Origin of the sequence: Kitasatospora sp. NPDC059747 (assembly GCF_042732955.1) — a bacterium.
Classification (GTDB): domain Bacteria; phylum Actinomycetota; class Actinomycetes; order Streptomycetales; family Streptomycetaceae; genus Kitasatospora.
In genome coordinates this window covers 1-19,757 of sequence record NZ_JBHWGV010000130.1, presented here as the reverse complement: position 1 = coordinate 19,757, position 19,757 = coordinate 1, and the positions used below count along the sequence as shown (strand labels likewise).

General features: G+C 75.1%; 12 protein-coding genes. All 12 read left to right on the top strand.

The annotated features are described in order from the left end of the window. On the top strand, positions 1-1,397 hold a 1,397-nt coding region (locus ACFV4G_RS36730), incomplete at its 5' end, for a condensation domain-containing protein (protein WP_380446658.1). 44 nt (positions 1,398-1,441) lie between these two features. Continuing rightward, complete coding sequence (locus tag ACFV4G_RS36725; RefSeq protein WP_380446656.1) at positions 1,442-2,290, top strand: TauD/TfdA dioxygenase family protein; 849 nt, start codon at positions 1,442-1,444, stop codon at positions 2,288-2,290. 154 nt (positions 2,291-2,444) lie between these two features. After that, a complete protein-coding gene (locus ACFV4G_RS36720) occupies positions 2,445-3,458 on the top strand; it encodes an iron-containing redox enzyme family protein (RefSeq protein WP_380446654.1) in 1,014 nt (337 codons plus the stop codon). 10 nt (positions 3,459-3,468) lie between these two features. Further along, positions 3,469-4,095, top strand: coding sequence for a pyridoxamine 5'-phosphate oxidase family protein (locus tag ACFV4G_RS36715; RefSeq protein ID WP_380446649.1), 627 nt, complete (start codon positions 3,469-3,471; stop codon positions 4,093-4,095). Then, positions 4,092-4,766, top strand: coding sequence for a cyclase family protein (locus tag ACFV4G_RS36710; RefSeq protein WP_380446646.1), 675 nt, complete (start codon positions 4,092-4,094; stop codon positions 4,764-4,766). The genes ACFV4G_RS36715 and ACFV4G_RS36710 overlap by 4 nt, the downstream gene beginning before the upstream one ends. A gap of 139 nt (positions 4,767-4,905) precedes the next feature. Further along, the gene (locus ACFV4G_RS36705) at positions 4,906-5,241 is read left to right on the top strand and encodes a YciI family protein (protein ID WP_329927846.1); all 336 of its coding nucleotides are present in this window, start codon (positions 4,906-4,908) and stop codon (positions 5,239-5,241) included. A gap of 115 nt (positions 5,242-5,356) precedes the next feature. Continuing rightward, a complete protein-coding gene (locus tag ACFV4G_RS36700; protein WP_380446643.1) occupies positions 5,357-6,187 on the top strand; it encodes a phytanoyl-CoA dioxygenase family protein in 831 nt (276 codons plus the stop codon). 78 nt (positions 6,188-6,265) lie between these two features. Continuing rightward, a complete protein-coding gene (locus tag ACFV4G_RS36695) occupies positions 6,266-11,161 on the top strand; it encodes an amino acid adenylation domain-containing protein (RefSeq protein WP_380446640.1) in 4,896 nt (1,631 codons plus the stop codon). Continuing rightward, positions 11,158-15,345: a type I polyketide synthase gene (locus tag ACFV4G_RS36690; protein ID WP_380446638.1), complete on the top strand. Its 4,188-nt coding sequence runs from the start codon at positions 11,158-11,160 to the stop codon at positions 15,343-15,345. The genes ACFV4G_RS36695 and ACFV4G_RS36690 overlap by 4 nt, the downstream gene beginning before the upstream one ends. Further along, on the top strand, positions 15,342-17,657 hold the full coding sequence (locus ACFV4G_RS36685) for a lantibiotic dehydratase (RefSeq protein ID WP_380446635.1): 2,316 nt from the start codon (positions 15,342-15,344) through the stop codon (positions 17,655-17,657). The genes ACFV4G_RS36690 and ACFV4G_RS36685 overlap by 4 nt, the downstream gene beginning before the upstream one ends. Before the next feature lie 98 nt (positions 17,658-17,755). Beyond that, positions 17,756-18,157: a VOC family protein gene (locus ACFV4G_RS36680; protein WP_380446632.1), complete on the top strand. Its 402-nt coding sequence runs from the start codon at positions 17,756-17,758 to the stop codon at positions 18,155-18,157. Between the two features lie 71 nt (positions 18,158-18,228). Continuing rightward, a complete protein-coding gene (locus ACFV4G_RS36675) occupies positions 18,229-19,587 on the top strand; it encodes a hypothetical protein (protein WP_380446629.1) in 1,359 nt (452 codons plus the stop codon). The last annotated feature ends 170 nt before the right edge of the window (positions 19,588-19,757 follow it).

Here is a 19,757-nt window from a genome sequence, read left to right as displayed (position 1 = left end):
GCCGCGCCGCCGCCCCCCCCCCCGCCGCCCCCCGCCGCCCCCCCCCCGCGGCCCCCGCGGGGCCCCCCCCCCCCCGCCACCCCCTCTCCAGCCAGCAGGAGCACTGGTGCGCCAACGCGGGCTCCGGCTCGTTCGGGCCCCGGTTCACGGTGTCCAAGGCCCTGCGCATCACCGGGCCCGTCGACGTGGCCGCGCTCCAGGGCGCGCTGGACGACGTGGTGGCGCGGCACGAGGTGCTCCGCACGGTGATCGTGCGCGACGCCGAGCCGCCGTACCAGCAGGTGCGCCCGGCCACCCGGGTGCCGCTGCACGTGCGGGACCTGCCGGCGGCCTGGGCGCGGCGCGACGCGGCGGCGCAGCAGTTGCTCGCCGAGGCCGAGTCGACGGCGCTGCCCGTCGAACGGCTGCCGCTGCTGCGGGCGTTCCTCACCCGCTTCGACGAGCGGGACGCGGTGCTCGGCCTGGTCAGCCACCACACGGCGTGCGACGGCTGGGCGCTCCAGCTGATCCACCGCGACCTCGCCGCGTGCTACGCCGCCCGGACGGCGGGCCGCGAGCCGGGCCTGCCGGCGCTGCGCCAGTACGGCGAGTACACGCGGTGGCAGGCGGAGAACCAGTCCGGCGACGCGGCGGCCGAGAACCTCGCGTACTGGCGCAAGCGGCTGGACGGCGCGCCGTTCTTCACCCTGCCGACCGACCGCCCGATCCCGCCCGAGCACACCGAGCTGTACGTCGCGCACCCCTTCCGCTTCGACGCGGCGACGACGGACGCGGTGGCGGCGCTCGCCAAGGCCGCCCGCTGCTCGCGCTTCATGGTGATGCTGGGGGCGTTCGCCGTGCTGGCGAGCCGGATCTCCGGGGCGGACGACCCGGTCGTCAACACGATCGTGCACGGGCGGGGCCGGCCCGAGTACCAGGACACCGTGGGCCCGTTCCTCAACTTCCTGGCGCTGCGCACCGACCTCGCGGACGCGGGCACGATCCGCGAGCTCCTCCTGGCCGTGCGCACCACCTGCCTGGAGGCGTACCGGCACGAGGTGCCGATCCACTGGGTCGAGCAGGCCGTGCCGTCGCTGATGGCGCCGATGGCCGACCCGCGCAACTGCGACTTCATCTTCGGCTTCTCCGAGACGCTGGCCGCCCCGGCCGGGGGCGCGGACCCGTTCCTGTTCTCCGAGGGGACCGTGCCGGTCGCCAAGGGCGAGAGCGCGAGCGAGCAGATCCCGGGCGGCGCCGCCTGGAACATGGGCGTCGCGCCGTCGGGGGAGATCAGCGGGATGGTCCAGTACAACCCCGAGGAGTTCGACGAGGAGACGGTGGCGGGCTGGGTGGCCGCGTACCGGCGGATCGTGCTCGCCGTCCTCGCCGATCCGGAGCGCGACTGGCGCACCCTCTGACCGACGGCCGCAGACCGAGGTACCTCACACGAGAGGTGTTTCCCATGACGTCCTACACGCTCGAACCGCTGGGCCCCGTCTTCGGCGCCCGCATCACCGGCATCGACCTGCGCGAGGAGGTCGGCCGGGAGACCGCCGACCGGATCCTCGACGACCTCGTCCGCCACCGCGTCCTCGTCCTGCCGGACCAGGACCTGAGCCATGCCGACCACGTCCGCTTCAGCCGGCTGTTCGGCCCGCTGGACGTCTACCCCGTCGCCCGGTACGTCGTGCCGGATCACCCCGAGGTGCTGAAGATCAGCAACATCTTCGAGGCCGGCGAGCCGATCGGCCTCTACGACGGGGACGACCAGGAGGAGTGGCACACCGACTACTCCTGGCGCGAGGTCATGAGCCGTGCCTCGCTGCTGTACTCGGCGATCGCCCCGGAGGAGGGCGGCGACACGATCTTCGCGGACAGCACGACGGCCTACGACGAGCTGCCCGCGGAGGTCCGGGAGCGGATCGGCGGTCTGCAGGCCGTCCACTCCATGGCGCACCTCGTCGACCAGGAGCTCCTCACCAACCCGCACAAGAAGCCGCTCTCCGCCGAGGAGCGCGAGCGCACCCCGGACGTGGCGCAGCCGATCGTGCGCCGCCACCCGGTGACCGGCCGCAGCTCGCTCCTGCTCGGGAGCATGATCATCAGCGGCGTCGTGGGGCTCGGCGAGAAGGAGGGCGCCGAGCTGCTGGACGACCTGCACGCGCACGCCACCAAGGACCGCTACCTGTACCGCCACCGCTGGAACGTCGGCGACCTGGTCATCTGGGACAACGACGCGACCATGCACACCCGCACCCCGTGCGACAGCCGCTACCACCACCGGCTGCTCTACCGCACCACCGTGATGTGACGGCCCGTCCGCCGTCGAAAAGCCGCACGCCCGTTCCGCCCGATCCGTGCGGACACAACCCTGCGTGAACGAACCGCAACCGCATTCTGGAAGATGCGGTCAGGCCGACCTGCCCCGGGATAATTCCCGGGGAGGGAAAACCCAGGAGGAATGCATGTCCGGGGCCATTTCTGAGAGCATCGCGCCGCCGCGCGCCGGGACCGGCACGAAAGGCCGGTCCGGTGCGGAAAGCCAGTCCGGCGCGGAGGAGCACGCCGGCGCGGAAATCGCCGCCGCTTTTCCGGCGGCCGGCACCGAGCCGGACACCGCCGTCCGCCTCGCCCTGATGGAGCGGCTGCACCGTCACTACACCGGCTACCTCGGCGGCGCCGAAACGTTCCTGTCGGTGCCGCGCCTCAACGCCGACCCCGTCATCGCCGCCACCGAGGACGCCTGGCTGCGCTGGGAGGACGGGCGGGTGGACGAGGCGCTGCTGCCGCGCACCGCCGAGGGCCTCGCCGACTGGTTCGCCGACCTGCGCTCGCGGCACGTCCAGCCCGCCTTCTGCCGCTACCTCGCCGACGAGGCCACGATCGAGGAGATCGCACTGTTCTTCCTCGCCGAGGAGCTGGTCGACAGCCGCTTCGACGACCTCGTCGCCCTCGCCCAGCTCGGCGCGACCGGCACCAGCAAGCTCACCATGGCCGAGAACTACTGGGACGAGATGGGCGAGGGCAAGCTGGAGCAGATGCACACCCGGCTGTTCGAGCACTCGGCCACGTACATGCGCGCCCGGCTCGAACTCGGCGGCGTCGACGTCTCCGGCCTCGGCGGCATGGAGGTGTTCGAGAACGCCAACCTGGTGCTCATGTACGGCGTCCACCGGCACCTGACGCCCCGCCTGCTGGCCGCGATGGGGCTCATGGAGTACACCGCACCGGTGCGCTTCCAGGCGATGGTCGACGGCTGCGCGCGCCTCGGCGTGCCGGACGACGTCATCCTCTACCAGCGCATCCACGTCCACGTGGACGCCGACCACGGCGCCGAGTGGCTGGAGAACGTGCTCGCCCCGCTGGCCCACCACTCCCCCGAGGTGCTGCGCGAGATCGGCATGGGCGCGCTCACCCGCGAGCGCGTGGCCAACGCGTACTACACCCGGGTCTGGCAGCAGATGCGGGCGCTGCGGTGAGGGTCGCCCCGTGAAGCCCGAGGAGTTCTACCACGACGGCAGCCGCGACCTCCAACGCCGCTTCGGGAGCGAGCAGTTGGCCGACCACCTGGCACACAGGTACGTGCTGGACGAACTGGAGGAGGGGCACGCCGGGTGGATCCGCGGGGCCGACGCCGTGTACGTCGCGACGATCGACCCCGACGGCTTCCCCGAGTGCTCCTACAAGGGCGGCCTGCCGGGCTTCGTCCGCGTGCCGGACCTGCGGACGCTGGAGATCCCCAGCTACGACGGCAACGGCATGTACCGCACGCTCGGCAACGCCGCCGCCGTGCGGCGCGTGGGCCTGCTCTTCCTCTTCCCGGCCCTGCGCGCCAAGCTGCGGGTCAACGGCACCTGCGAGGTGCTGACCGACCGTGACGCGCTGCACCCGCACCACGGCGCCGAGGCCGTGCTGCGGGTCGGCGTGACCGCGGTGTTCGAGAACTGCCCGCGCTACCTGCACGACCCGGTGACCGGCGAGCACTCCACGCACTGCCCGCGCCCCGGCCACCGCCCGCCCGACCCCGACTGGAAGCTCAAGCCCGAGTACGACGGGCTGCTGCCGGCGCCCCGCTCAGAACAGATCGAAGACCGGATCCAGGAGTCGAACCGATGAACCGACCGAGCCGACGCACCGTCGTCGACCTCTCCCACCCGATCGAAGCCGGCATGACCACCTACCCCGGCCTGCCCGGGCCGGTCATCTCCGACCACATGTCCCGCGCCGACTCCCGGCCCCGCTACACCCCGGGCACCGAGTTCCAGATCGGGCGGATCGAGATGGTCGCCAACACCGGCACCTACCTCGACACCCCGTTCCACCGCTACCCGGACGGCGCCGACCTCTCCGGCCTGGACCTCGCACTGCTCGCCGACGTCCCGGGCGTCCTGGTCGACGCGACCGGCGCCGGCCGGGCCGTCGGGCCCGAGCTGCTGGAGCAGCACGAGGTCGCCGGGCGGGCCGTGCTGGTGCGCACCGGCTGGGACCGGCACTGGGGGACGGAGAAGTACGGCGACCCCGAACACCCCTTCCTCACCGTCGACGCCGTGCACTGGCTGATCGCCGAGGGCGCCGCCCTGGTCGGCATCGACTCGGTCAACATCGACGACATGGCGGACCTCGACCGCCCCGCCCACACCGGCCTGCTCGGCGCCGGGATCCCGATCGTCGAGCACCTCGGCGGCCTGGACCGGCTCCCCGCGAGCGGCTTCCGCCTCCACGCCGCCCCGCCGCCGGTGGTCGGCATGGGCAGCTTCCCGATCCGCGCCTACGCCGTCCTGGACTGACCCTCGCGGGTTGTCCATCCGCCGCCGGCCCGTTCGTCGGATTCCCAGAAGGAGCCGCCGGAAGGAGCCGCCGGGGGGATCCCCGCAGTGGATCCCGGACACCGGCGGCGGCGGACGACCCCGAGCGAGGAGACGGACCATGAAGTACCTGCTGCTGATCTGCGCCGACCAGGACGCCGAGGTCACCCCCGAGGACGACGCGGGCATGGCGGTCGGCACCGCCGACTGGGTGACCGAGATGGACGGGCGCGGCGTGCGGCTGGACGGCAACCGGCTGCGCCCGGCCGGGGACGCCACCTCGGTGCGCGTGCGCGGCGGCGAGGTCGTCGTCGACGACGGCCCGTTCGCCGACGCCGAGGGCCGGATCGCCGGCTACGACGTCATCGAGTGCGCCGACCTGGACGAGGCGATCGAGGTGGCCGGCAAGCACCCGGTGGCCCGCTTCGGCACCATCGACGTCCGCCCGGTCTGGTAGCGCGCCGCGCCGTCCGGCCCGGTCCGATAGCACGCCGCATCGTCCGGACCGATCCGGCCCGGCCCGGCGGCCCGGCCGCGGCACGCATCCGAACCGAACGAGAAAGGCCTGAGCAATGACGCACGACACGGCCGGCACGGCCGCCGCACCGCTCGCCCCCGAACTCGTCGCGCGGTACCACCGGGACGGCTACGTGCTCCTGCCGCCCGGCTCGCTGGCCGGGGACCTCCTCGACGTGGCGCTCGACGAGCTCCCGTCGATCCTCGCCGCGGACGACCCCGGGCGGGTCCTGGAACGCGACGGGCGGACCGTCCGCTCGGTCTACGGCCTGCACCGCACGAACCCCGCGATCGCCGCGCTCACCCGCCGGCCGGCGCTGCTCGGCGCCGTCCGCGGCCTGCTCGACGACGACGTGTACGTGCACCAGTCGAAGGTGAACATCAAGGCGCCGTTCGCCGGCGACCAGTGGGAGTGGCACCAGGACTACGTCTACTGGCTCACCGGCGACGGCATCCGCCGGCCCGACCTGGTCAACGTCGCCGTCTTCCTGGACGAGGTGACGGAGTTCAACGGGCCGCTCACCTTCGTGCCCGGCTCGCACACCGCCGGGCTGCTCGCCAGCAGCGACGCGGACGGCATGCCGCTCGGCTACGAGGACGCGCCGGCCTGGGTGGCCACGCTCACCGCCGACGAGAAGTTCCGGGTGCGCCACTCCGTCATCGAGGAACTCGCCCGCGCCAACGGGCTGGTGAGCCCCAAGGGGCCCGCCGGGTCGGTGCTGGTGTTCCACCCGAACATCCTGCACTGCTCGGCGGCGAACATCTCGCCGTTCCGCCGCTCGATGCTGATGTTCGTCTACAACAGCGTCGCCAACCGTCCCGAGGTCACCGGTCTGCGGCCGGACTTCCTCGCCGACCCGGAGCCGGTCGCGCTCCAGCCGATCTGACGATCCACCGGAAACAGGTCCTTCGAGTCACGGCGCAGTGGGGGGAACCATGCGGGACGCGCACGAGCAGGTGGCGGCATGACGGACGGGGCCTCGGTGCTCCGCGGACCACGGGTGCCCCACCGGGCGCCGTACGGGGTCCCGGGGCTGGTCCGCGACCAGCGGACACGCACCCCGGACGCCGTCGCCTGCACCGATCCCGGGCGGACCCTCACCTACGCCGAGCTGGACCTGCTCAGCGACGCGTGCGCGGCCGCCGTGCTGGGCGCCACCGGCGGGCGCCGGGGCCCGGTGGCCGTGCGGATGCCCCGGCAGGCCGACCTGCTGGTCGCGCTGCTCGGGGTGCTCAAGGCCGGCTGCCACTACGTGCCGATCGCGGCCGACGAGCCCGCCGGGCGGGTCGCGGCCATGGTCGGCGTCGTCCGGCCGCTGTGCACGGTGGTGGCGGCCGGGCACGAGGGCCTCGCCCCGGGCGGTATGCCGGCCGTCACCGTGCCGCGCACGGCGCCCGCCGGGTACGCACCGCTGCGCGAGGTCGGGCCCGAGGACCCGGTCTACGCGCTGTTCACCTCGGGGTCGACGGGCACCCCCAAGGCCGTCCTGGTCGGCGCCGCCGCCCTCGCCAACCGGATCCTCTGGATGGCCGGGCGGTTCGGCCTCGACGGGCGCGACCGCGTGCTCCAGAAGACGCCGAGCACCTTCGACGTCGCCGGGTGGGAGTTCTTCCTGCCCGTCGTCACGGGCGCCCGCTGCGTCTTCCCGCCCGCCGACGCCCACTACGACCCGCAGCTCCTCGCGCGCGCCCTGGCCGACGGGGGCATCACCGTCTGCCACTTCGTGCCGACGATGCTGGCGGCCCAGCTGCGCCTTGCGGCCGCCGAACTCCCGTCGCTGAGGCTGGTGTTCTGCAGCGGCGAGGCGCTCCCGCCGGCGCTCGCCGCACGGTTCTCGCAGTGGTCGGGCGCCGAACTGCACAACCTGTACGGGCCGACCGAGGCCGCGATCGACGTCACGCACTGGCCGGTGCCGCGCGGGCTCGCTCCGGACGGGGACGTGTTCATCGGGGCGCCGATCGACAACGTCGACCTGCGGATCGCCGGGACGGACGGCTCCCCCGTCCGCGACGGCGAGCCGGGCGAGCTGTGGATCGGCGGCGTCCAGGTGGCGCTCGGCTACGTGGGCCGGCCCGACCTCACGGAGGCGGCGTTCCCCGTCGTCGACGGCCGACGCTGGTACCGCACGGGCGACTTGGCGTCCATGGACGACGGCCTGGTGCGCTACCTCGGCCGGATCGACGCGCAGCTCAAGATCCGCGGCGTCCGGATTGAGCCGGCCGAGGTCGAGGCCGCGCTCACCACGCACCCGGCGGTCGCCGCCACCACCGTCGTCGCCCTCCGGCCCCCGGACGGCCTCGCCGCCGAACTCGTCGCCGTCGCCGTGCGGGCCGAGGGCCACACGGACGCCGACCACGCGATCCTCGCGCACGTCGCCGAGCGGCTGCCCCGGGCCTTCGTGCCGCACGCCCTGCGGTGGGTCGACCGCCTGCCCCTCACCTCCTCCGGCAAGGCCGACCGCCGGCGCATCACCGAGGAGACCGAGCAGTGGTGGGCGTCGGCGGTGACGGCCGAGGCATCGGACGAACTCGCCTCCGCCTGGTGGGAGTCGCTCGCCGTCCCGGCCGACCAGCGACGCGAGGACCTCGGTTTCCTGAGCCTCGGCGGGCACTCCCTCACCGCCCTCGCGCTGATCGCCCGGCTCGCCGACCTGCGCGGGGTCGACCTGCCGTTGCCACTGCTCCTGCGGGACGGCCTCACGCTGGCCGGCCTCCGCGACGCCGTGACCACCCTGCCCCGCACCGAGCGCCCGCAGGCCGCCGAGGGCCCGGCCGACCACAGCCCGCTCACCCCGGTGCAGGAACCGCTCTGGCTCCTCAACCGCGCCCTCGCCGACGACTCCGGCAACAACGTCGTCGGCGCCCTGCGGATCCCCGCCAGCGTCGACGACGACGCCCTCCGCGCCGCCGCCCGGGACGTGCTCGGGCGCCACGACCTCCTGCGCGCGGCCGTCGACGTCATCGACGGCGTCCCGCGCTGGACGTACGCACCGCACACCGAGCCGCGGTTCGCCGTCCGGGAGACCGCCGGCCCGCTCGACGATCCGGCGGTGTGCGCGTTCGTCGCCGGGATCGCGCGGACGGCAATCCCGCTGGACCGGCCGCCGCTGCTCACCGTCGGCCTGCTGCGCGGCACGGGCGAGGCGCTGCTCGTCCTCTCCCTGCACCACCTGGTGGCCGACCAGCACGCCCTCGAACTCGTCGCCCGGGACCTCGCCACCGCCTACACCGCCCGCGCCCGCGGCCTCGCGCCGCAGTGGCCGCCCGCACCCCGCTTCGCCGCCTTCGCCCACCGGCGGGCCGCCGCCGTCGGCTCGGACCGCTGGCACGAGGACCTCGCGTACTGGGCGGCGCTCCTGCCCGACGCCCCCGCGCGCACGCCGCTGCCGTTCCGCCTCACCGGCCCGGCCGGACCGACGCTCGACGGCCGCCGCACGGTGGCGGCGCTCGGCCCGGAGCTCACCGCCTCCGTCGACGCCCTGCTCACCCGCAGCGGGCACACCCGGGCCACGTACGTCGTGGCGTGCGTCGCGACCGTCCTCGCCGCGTGGGCGGGCGAGCGGTCCGTCGCCGTGGGCGTGCCGGTCAGCCGGCGGCTGGGCCCCGGGGAGCAGGACCTCGTCGGGCCCGTGCTCAGCACGGTGCCGCTGTGGCTCGACGTCGAGGACCGGGCCGGGCGCGACGACCTCCTCGCCCACGTGCGCGAGCGGTCGCTGGAGGCGCTCGACCACCTCGCGCCCACGTTCCAGGCCATCGTTCACCGGCTCGGGCTGCCGCCCTCGCCCCGGGACAACCCGCTGTTCCAGGTGTGGGTCAACGACCTCAGCCGGACCGGACCCGCACCCGCCTTCGCCGACGCGCCCGCGCGGTGGGTGGACGCGGCGCCGCCGTACGCGCTGTTCGACCTCAACTTCTACCTCCGGTACGACCCGGACGACGGGCTGCGGCTCGAACTCGTCGGGCGGGAGGGGCTGTTCGAGGACGCAGTGGTCGACGAGCTGCTGCGGCAGGTGGTCGGGGTCGCGGCGGCGTTCGCGGCGGACCGGGCGCCGTTCGAGGGCCGTTCCGCACCGAAGGTGCACGCGCCCCAGCCGGACGCACCCGACGTCCTCACGCGGATCCGGGACGTCGCCCTGCGCCACCCCGACGCCATCGCGATCCATTCCACCCAACTGGACCTGACGTACGCCGAGTTGCTGCGATGCTGCGACGAGGTGGCCGCCACCGTCACCGCCGCCGGCGTGCTCCCCGGGGACGTCCTTGAGCTGCGCGCCGAGCGCACACCCGACCTCGCCGCCGCCTTCCTCGGCGCCCGGCAGGCGGGCGCGGCCGTCGCCGTCACAGACGCGCACCTGCCCGCCGCAGCACTCGCCGAACGCCAGGACCTCCTGCGCCCCAAGGCCGTCCTGGCCACCGACGGCACCGTTCAGCCCGGCGCCCGGGAACCGCGCCACCTGCCCGGCACCAGCCACGTCCTCTTCACCTCCGGCACCTCCGGCCGCCCGGCCGCCGTCGCCGTGTCCCCGGCCGCGCTCGCCGGCACGCTCGACTGGTACCGGTGCTCCTTCGGCCTCGGCCCGGCGGACCGGATCGCCCTGCTGGGCGCCGTCGGCCACGACCCGCTGCTGCGCGACCTCCTCGTCCCGCTGCTGGCGGGCGGCACCGTCGTCGTCCCGCCCGAGTCCGTGTTCACCGCCCCCGACCGGCTCTTCGCGCTGCTCGACGACGAGCGCGTCACCGTCCTGCACGCCACCCCGGCCCTCCTCGAACTGCTCCTCTCCGGACGCCCCCACGACACCGCCCGCCTGCCGCACCTGCGCCTGGTCGTCAGCGGCGGCGCGCCGCTCACCGCGGGCATGGTCCGCGCGCTGCGGGCCGTCACCGGCGCGGCCGTCGTGAACGCGTACGGCGCCACCGAGACGCCCCAACTCGCCTCCGCCTGGCGGCTCGACGCCGGACAGGACCCGCTCGCCGGTCTGCCGGACACGGCCGAACTGCCGGTCGGCACCGGCGCGGGAGCCGCCGAGCTCCTCGTGCTGCGCCCCGACGGCACGCCCGCCCCGGTCGGCCACGCGGGAGAGGTCGTCGTCCGCTCCCCGCACCTGGCCGCGGGCTACCTGGACGGCACCGGCCGGGGCGAGCGCTTCGACACCGCCGCCGGCACCTACCGCACGGGCGACCGCGGCCGCCGCCACCCCTCCGGCGCGGTCGTCCTGCACGGCCGGCTCGACCGCCAACTGTCCGTCGACGGCTACCGCCTGGACCCCGAACAGGTCGAGCGCGCGGCCCTCGACCACCCCGCCGTCCGGCACGCCGTCGCCGGCCTGACCACGACCGCCGCCGGGCCCGTGCTGTCGCTCACCGTCCGCACCGCGCCCGGCACCGCCGCCCCGGACCCGGCCGACCTCCGCTCGCACCTGCGCCGCCGCCTGCCGCGCTACGCCGTGCCCGCCGAGATCCTGTTCACCGACGGACCGCGCGAACGCGCCGCCAAGTCCGCCGGGGCGCCGGTCGCCGACGGCCCCGCCCGGGACGGCCGGGCCGCCGCCGAACTGGCCGCCCTCGTCCGGGAGGTCATCGGGATCGACCTCCCGCCCGCCGACAACTTCTTCGACGCCGGGCTCAACTCGATGGCCGTCGTGCGCCTCCACGCCCTGCTGGGCGAACGGCTGGCCACCGCCTTCCCGGTGACGGCGATGTTCGAGCACCCGAACCTCCTCGCGCTGGCCCGCTTCCTCTCCGGCCGCGCTCCGGCCGCGCCGCTCCGGGACGGTCCCCCCGCGCCCCGGTCGGCCCCACCGGCCGAGCAGCGGCGGCAGTTGCGCCGACGCATCCGACACGACCTCCAGGGGAACGCATGAACGACCAGAGCAGGTACGAACCCGTCGCCGTCGTCGGCATGGCCGGCCGCTTCCCCGGGGCCGTCGACCTCGGCGCGTTCTGGGCCAACCTCCGCGACGGCGTCGGCTCCATCCGCCCCGCCTCCGACGAGGAACTCGCGGCGGCCGGCGTGCCGGCCCGCGCGCTCGCCGACCCGCAGTACGTCAAGGCCGTCGCGACGGTGCCCGAGATCGACGGCTTCGACGCCGGGTTCTTCGGGCTCACCCCGCGCGAGGCCCGCATCTGCGACCCGCAGATCCGGCTCTTCCTGGAGTGCGCCCACGCGGCCCTGGAAGACGCCGGCTACGACCCCGAACGGCTCGCCGACGTCGGCGTGTTCGGCTCCGCCGGGCGCGGCCGCTACCTCGACCTGGTGCGCCGCAGCGAGGGCCGCGCCGGCAACGGCGGCAGCGGGGGCGACGGCGTCGGCCTGTCGCTGAGCACCTGGAACTCGACGGACTCCCTCGCCCCGCTGGTCTCCTACAAGCTCGGCCTCAACGGCCCGAGCCTCGGCATCGCGACGGCCTGTGCGAGCCCGCTGGTGGCCCTGCACCTGGCCGCCGCGTCGCTGCGCGCGGGCGAGTGCGAGCTCGCCCTCGTCGGCGGGGCGGAGGTCGAACTACCGCTGGAGCACGGCTACTGGTGGGAGCCCGGCGGCAAGATCAGCCGCGACGGGCACTGCCGGCCCTTCGACGCCCACGCGACCGGCACGGTCTTCGGCTCGGGCGCCGGGGTGGTCGCGCTCAAGCGGCTCTCCGACGCGATCGCCGACCGGGACCACATCCGGGCCGTGATCCGCGGCTCGGCCGTCAACAACGACGGCTCCGCCAAGGCCGGGTTCGCCGCGCCGAGCGTCTCCGGCCAGTCGGCCGCGATCGCCGAGGCGATGCTGACGGCGGAAGTCGAGCCCGGCGACGTCGGCCTGGTGGAGGCGCACGCCTCGGGCACCGTCCTCGGCGACCCGATCGAAGTGGCCGCGCTCACCTCGGCCTACCGGTACCTCGGCGCCACGGGCAGCGGCGCCACGGTCCTCACCTCCGTCAAGGGCAACATCGGGCACCTCGGCCACGCATCGGGGATCGCCTCGCTGATCAAGGTCGTGCTGACGCTGGAGCACGGGAGCGTCCCGCGTACCCTCGGCTTCCGCACCGCGAACCCCGAACTCGGCATCGACGACTCGCCGTTCGAGCTGCCGACCGCCGCGGTGCCGTGGGAGCGCCGGGCCGAGCGGCCCCGGGTGGCGGCCGTCAACACGTACGGCGTGGGCGGCACCAACGCGCACGTCGTGCTGGAGGAGGCGCCGGCGCGTCCGGCACCCGCGGCCACGACGGAACGCCCGCGGATCGTCGTCTGGTCGGCGCGCACGCCCGAGGCGGCGGAGCGCTACCGGACCCGGCTCGCCGGTCATTTCACGTCCGCCGCACCGGACTTCGCCGCGAGCGTCGCGACCCTCCAGCAGGGCCGCACGACGCACCCGTACCGCGGCGCGGTGGTCGCCACGGGCGCCCGCAAGGCGGCCGACCTGCTGGCAGCGGCGAGCGGCCCCGCCACCGGCCCCTCGGGCAGCCGCATCGCGCTGCTCTTCCCCGGCATGGGCAGCCAGCACCCGGGCATGGCCCTCGACCTCCACGACCGCTCCCCCGCCTACGCCCGCGCCTTCGACGCCTGCCTCGACCTCTTCGAGGCCGAGGGCGTGCCGCTGCGCGGCCTGTGGCGGGACGCCGACGCCAGGCGGATCGCCGACCCTGACATCGCCCAGCCGCTGCTGTTCGCCGTCGAGCACGCGCTGGCGCAGGCCTGGCACGTGTGGGGCGTGCGGCCGGGCGCCGTCCTGGGCCACAGCCTCGGCGAACTCGCGGCGGCCGCGGCCGCCGGGGTGCTGACCCCCGAGGACGCCGTGCGGGCCGTCGTCGCCCGCTCGCGGGCGCTCGCCGCCACACCGCCCGGCGCCATGCTCGCCGTCGCGGCGGCGGAGGCCGACGTCGCTCCGCTGCTGCCGGACGACGTGCACGTGGCAGTCGTCAACGGCCCGCGCATGGTGGTGGTCGCCGGTCCGGTGGACGCCGTGGCGCGGGCGGGCGCCGAGCTGCGGGAGGCCGGGATGAACGTCCGCCCGGTCCCGTTCAGCCGCGCCTCCCACGTGCCCCTCGCGGCCCCGGCGGCGGAGGCCTTCGAGGAGTCCCTGCGGGGGCTGCGGTTCTCCGCGCCCGCCCTCGACCTCTACTCCTCGGCGACCGGCGGGCTCGTGAGCGACGCCGAGGCCACCGATCCGGCCTTCTGGGCCGGGCAGTTGGTGCGGCCGGTGCGGTTCGCGGACGCGGTGGCGGCGCTCGTCGGCACCGACGGGCGGCAGCTGCTGATCGAGTGCGGCCCCGGCCGCACGCTCACCTCGGCCCTGCGCCAGCACCCCGCCGTGGACGCCGCACGCCACCGGGTGCTGCCGACCCTGGCCCAGCGCAGGACCGAGCCGCTCGCCGACGTGCAGTCGGCGCTCACCGCGGTCGCCGCCGTGTGGACGGAGGGGCACGCGATCGACTGGACGGCAGTCGAGGACCTGTCGGACGCGGGCCGCGTGCCCGTACCCGGCTACCCGTACGAACGGCAGCGGTACTGGGTCGACGTGGCGGCCGAGGAGGAAGCCCAGCAGACTCCGGCCGACTCCCCCTTCACGCTGCCCAGTTGGCACGAGCAGCCCCGCCCCGCGCACCGGCCCGAGCCGGTCGCCCGCACCGCCGTCGTCGCCCTCCCCACTGACGAAACGGCGGCCCGCCGGATCACCGCCGCGCTGCGCGAGGCCGGGCTACGGGTCGTCCCGCTCACGCCGGGTGCCGATTACGAGGACCGCGAGGTCGGCTTCGTCGTCCGCGAGGGCGAACCCCAGGACCTCGCCCGCGCCTTCCGCACCCTGCGCGAGCGCGGCGTGACGCCCGGTCTCCTGGTCCATGCCGGGAGCCTCGGCCGCCCCGAAGGCCGCGACCTGGCCGAGCAGTTGGCGGCCGGCCACACCGCCGCCACCGAACTGCTGCGCCAGGCCGCCGAGAGCGGGGCACCCGAACTCGTCGTCCTCACCGAACACGCCGTGGACGTCAGCGGCCACGACCGGCTGCGCCCGGGCCACGCCGCGCTCACCGCGCTCGCCGGGGAGGCCGGGGTCCGCCTGATCGACCTCGGCGGGTCCGTCCCCGACCGCGAGCTCGCCGCCGAACTCCGCGCGGGCGGCGACGACGTGGTAGCACTCCGCGGCACCCGCCGCTGGGTCCCCACCGAGCACCCGCTCGCCGTCACCCCGGCCGAGGGCCCCGCCCTCCGGCCCGCCGGCACCTACCTGATCACCGGCGGCACCGGCCGTCTCGGCGTCCGGGTGGCCCGCGGGCTGGCCGCGACCGGACTGCACCCGACGCTCGTCCTCGTCGGCCTGAAGGCTGCCGAACGGCCCGAGCTCCTCGCCGAGTTGGCGTCCCTGGGCGCGACCGTCGAGTCGGCCGCGTGCGACGTCACCGACCACGCGGCGCTCACCGCCCTCCTCGACGACGTCACCGGCCGCCACGGCCCCGTCCACGGCGTCCTCCACCTGGCCGGCCCGGCCCCCGAGGCGGACGCCTTCGGGCCCCGGGCGTTCGGCCTCGCGACCCTCGCCCGAGCCTTCGCCGGCCGCCCGGCGCTCGACCTGTTCGCGACCGTCACGCGGAGCCGCCCCGACGCCGCCGACGCCGTCCTCACCGCCCTCGCGGCCACCAGCGCCCCGCCCGCGGCCCGCACGCTCGTCGTCTCCACGCCCCGGCCCACCGACGCGACGCTCCTCCTGGAACTGTTGCAGGCACACACGCCGACTCATGTGACGATCCGTCACGTTCCCGACCAGGCAAGCCAGGAAGGCCAGGAAGGCCGGAAAGCCGAGCCGGCCCCCGCTCCCCCCGTGGCCCTCCCGACCGAACGGGACGCCACCACCGCCCGCCTGCGCGCGCTGTGGACGGGCCTGCTGGGCTGGCCCGAGATCGCCGACGGCGCGGACTTCTTCGACATCGGCGGCAACTCCCTCACCGCGGTCGAGCTGGTCTCCCACATCCACGACGAGTTCGGCGTGGACCTCGGCATCGCCGCCCTCTTCGACTACCCCACCCTGGACGCCCTCGCGGCCCAGATCGAACGGAAGAAGGCAGCATGACCGGGTCCGACGGGCATCACCTCGTCCCGCTGAGAGCCACCGGCTGGTCCGTGTGGCGCGACGTCGTCCTGCGCAGCACCGGCTTCCCCGCCGACACCGTGCGGCCGCTCACGGACCCGGCGCTCGCGGCCGCGGCGGACGCCGACGACGCGGACGCCTACCGCGCCGAGTACGCGCGGGCCTCCGAGCGCCTGTCCGCCGCCGTGCGCGGGGCGTCGACGACGCCGCGCTTCCGGGAGGCCGTCGCCTGGCAGAACCCGAAGCTGCTGAAGCTGTGCCTGGACAAGCTCGCGGCCGGCGAGCCGCGCAACGTCCGGGGGCGCAACCACGAGCTGGCGGTGGCGGGTTACCTCCAGCGGTACGCACTGAAGAACGACACCATCGGCTTCGTCGGCCCGGTCGGCTGGGCCCGGTGGACGGACGGCGGCGCGCCGCTCGCGTCGCGCGTCGGCCCGGACTTCCTGTCCCGGCGCACGGTCTACTTCGAGATCTGGGCGGTGGACGCCGTCGCCCGGGCCCTCTCGGACGACCCGCGCGTCCGCCCGTGGCTGGCGCCGCGCCGCTTCGCCGCGCACCACCTCGCGGGCGCCACGCTCCTCGCGCCCGGCCGTCCGCCCGTGCACCTCACGGAGGCCGAGGCGGAGTTGCTCGCACTCGTCGACGGGGTCCGCTCGCTCCCCGAGCTCGCGGACGAGCTGGCGTGGTCCGAGTTCCCCGAACTGGGCGATCCGGCCGCCCTCCTGGCCACCGTCGAGGACCTCGTCGCCCGCCAGTTGCTCCGGCACGACGTCGTCGGCGCGATCGAGGCCCACCCCGAGCGCTCGCTCGTCGCCCGCCTGGAGCGGATCGCCGACCCGGAGGCCAGGGCGTACGCACTGGGCGTCGCGGCCCGGTTCACCGCCGCCCGGGACGCGGTCTCGGCCGCCGCGGGCGACGACGCCGCGCTGGAGGCCGCGATGGCCGCCCTCGGCGCGTGCTTCGAGGAGATCACGGGCGTCGCCGGCGAGCGCCGCGCGGGCCAGACGTACGCCGGGCGGACGCTCGTCTACGAGGACACCGTCCGCGACGTCCGGGTCGACCTCGGCCCGGTCCTGCGCGACGCCCTGGCCGGGCCGCTCGCGCTGCTGCTGGACAGCGGGCGGTGGCTGGTCGCGGAGGTGGGCCAGGAGTTCGACCGCTACCTGACCGACATCTACGAGCGCAGGGTCGCGCAGCACGGCGACCCGGAGGTGCCGCTGGCGGCGATCCTGAGCCTCGCGACGCCGCAGCTGTACTTCAACATCCGCGGCCTGTCGAAGCCGGCCCGCCGCGCGGTCGACGAGTTCCAGCGCCGCTGGGCGGACGTGCTGCGGCTGCCCCCGGACGCGAAGCGCGTCGAACTGCGCAGCGAGGACATCGCCGGGCGGGTGGCCGAGCTGTTCCCCGCGCGCCCGCTGCCGTGGCCGACGGCGGTGCACCACTCGCCGGACTTCATGCTGGCCGCGGCGGACGAGGAGGCGGTGGGGCGCGGGGAGTTCCTGCTCGTGCTCGGCGAACTGCACCTGTCGTTCAACACGATGGAGAGCCGGGTCTTCGTCGAGCAGCACGACGATCCGCCGTCGATGCTGGCGGCGGCCGAGGCGGACATGCGCGGGAGCCGGATCTACGGGATCATGAACCGGGACGTGCCGGGCGTGAGTTCGCGGGTGTCGCCGCCGTCGGCGCTGCTGTCGCCCGAGTACACGTACTGGACGATGCACCCCGAGGCCGTGACCCCGCCGGGCCCGATCATGCCGGCCGCCGCGCTCTTCGTGCGCCGGGAGGGCGAGCGGCTCATCGTCCGCTCGCGCGCCGGGTCGTTCGCGGCGCCGCTGGCGCACGTGGTGGGCGAGCCGCTCGCGGCGGCGGCGATCAACGCGTTCAAGCCGGTCGCCAAGGCGCGCCACAACCCGCGCATCACCGTCGACCGCATGGTGGTGGCCCGGGAGTCGTGGAGCTTCCCGGCGGGCGAGCTCGCCTGGGCCGCGGTGAAGTCCGAGCCCGAGCGCTTCCGGGCCGCCCGCCGCTGGCGGCTCGAACAGGGCCTGCCCGAGCGGGCGTTCTACAAGGTCCCGGTGGAGGACAAGCCCGCGTTCGTCGACTTCACCAGCCTGGTGCTGGTCAACATCCTGGCCAAGGCGGTGCGCCGCTCGGTGGAGGAGGAGAACGGCTCCGTCACGCTCACCGAGATGCTGCCGGACGCGGACGGGCTGTGGCTCCGGGACGCGGAGGGGGCGCGGTACACCTCGGAGTTCCGCATCCTCGCCGTCGACGCAGCCGCGCGCGATCTGTAGCCGGCGGGGGTGTCCATCCGGGCCGCCCCCGTTCGTCGAGGGGGTGGCCCGCCCGGTCGGGCACCCGTACCACGCACAAGAGACCCGAGGAGCACCACATGATCAAGGCCCTGAACGAGATCGAGGTCATCACCCTCTTCGTGGAGGACCTCGCCGCCACGAAGAAGTTCTACCTCGACGTCTTCGGCCTGGAGGTGGTCTACGAGGACGGCGAGTCCGCCGCCCTGAAGATGCGCAACCTGATGATCAACCTGCTGGAGGTCGGCGAGGCGCACGGCCTGGTCGCGCCGGCCCCGGTCGGCGGCCCGGAGACCGGCGCCCGCGCGCTGCTCACGATCAACGTCGCCGACGCCGAGGCCGTCTGCGCCGAGCTGGCCGAGCACGGCGTGGACCTCCTCAACGGGCCGGTGGACCAGCCGTGGGGCCGGCGGACGGCGACCTTCGCCGACCCGGCCGGGAACGTCTGGGAGATCGCCCAGGAGCTGTCCCCGGCGGCGTAGCGCCTCAACGCCGCACCCCAACGCCGCAGTCCAGCAGCCGACTTCTCAGATCACCGGAGAGGACCCAGTAGATGTCGAAAGTCGTCGAGCTCATCGTCCCCAACAGTGCCGAGTACCACCTGCGCAACCCCGCCCTGAACCTCACCGGTGAGGAGCGCGAGCGGGTGGTGCGCTTCAGCGGCACGTACGAGTGCGAGCACTCGGTCTTCTGGAGCCCCAACCCCCGGGTCCTGGTGCTCCCGCTCGGCTGGAACCGGCAGTGGTTCGACGACATCCACCGGACGCTGGGCCTGGACCCGGCGCCGGTGGTGTCGCCGGCCCGGCGCACCGGGCTGCTGGTGGAGGACTTCCTCAAGGACGGCGACGCGCAGGCGCGGCTGCGCGGGCTGCTGGAGCCGTACGACGCGGTGAAGCTCCAGATCGTCGGCCCGACCGACGAGACGTACCTGCTGGCGGCGCTGGTGCGCGGCTGGGGCAAGGCGGTGGAGCTGGACCACGTCGGCGAGGACTCCTACTGGGCGAGCCTCTACCTGGACTCCAAGATCAGCCCGCTGGACCTGGCCCGCGAGCTGCCGGGCATCAACGTCGCCCCGGGCATGGTCGCGGGCAACTGGGTCGAGCTGCGCGGCGGCCTCAAGGCGATGACGGCCCGGTACGGCAAGGTGATCGCCCGGACGCTCTTCGGCGTGGCCGGCGACGGCTCGGGCGTCGTCCGCGACGAGCCGGGCGCCGTCGAGGAGTTCCTGGACAACGCGGGCCGGGACTCGTTCTTCGCCTTCCCGATCCTGATCCAGCGCTTCCAGGAGCACGCCGAGGGCGTCGGCTGCCCGGCCGCGGACATCCTGATCGGCGAGGACGGCGTCGAGGACGTCGTGTGGTGCGCGCTGACCGTCGAGCACGGCTACTCCTTCCGCAGCGTCGACGTCGGCGTCGGCGCGCTGCCGCCGGAGTGGGGCGAGCGGCTCACCCGGGCCGCGCACGAGGTCGGCGCGGCCGCGCACGAGCTGGGCTACCGCGGCTGGATGTGCATCGACTGCGTGGCCGGGGACGACGACCGGCTGTACATCACCGAGATCAACGCCCGGCGCAGCGGCTCGCTGCACGCGGGCGGCCTGCTGCGGCTGTGGGGCGCGGAGAAGGAGCTGACGCTCTCCGCGCACTTCATGCTGCAGGTCGCCGAGGGCACGACGTACGAGGACCACATCCGGCCGGTGTTCGAGAAGCTCTGGGCGGACGGGGTGCGGGCGTACCCGACGAGCGTGCGGGCGCTGCCCTGGCCGGACCCGATCGTCGCGGTCATCGCGGCGGCGCCGACGGCCGCGGAGGCCCAGGCGATCGTCGCCGGGATCAAGGAGGGGATCGACGCGCGGACGGCCGCGGCCGGCCTGACCGCCGCCGCCGACTCCGCCTACGGGCCGGGCAGAGCGTGAGACCGCGGGCGGGTCGCCCGCCGTACAGGGGGAGATTCTCGTGAGGCTCGGTCGTGAGGTGCACCTGGTGTCCCCGGCCCCCCGCCCGGCGCCCCCCGGGCGGGGGCGCCCCCGGGGGGGGGGGCCCGCGCCCGCCCCGCGCCCCCCCCCCCCGCGCGCGAGGCAACCAC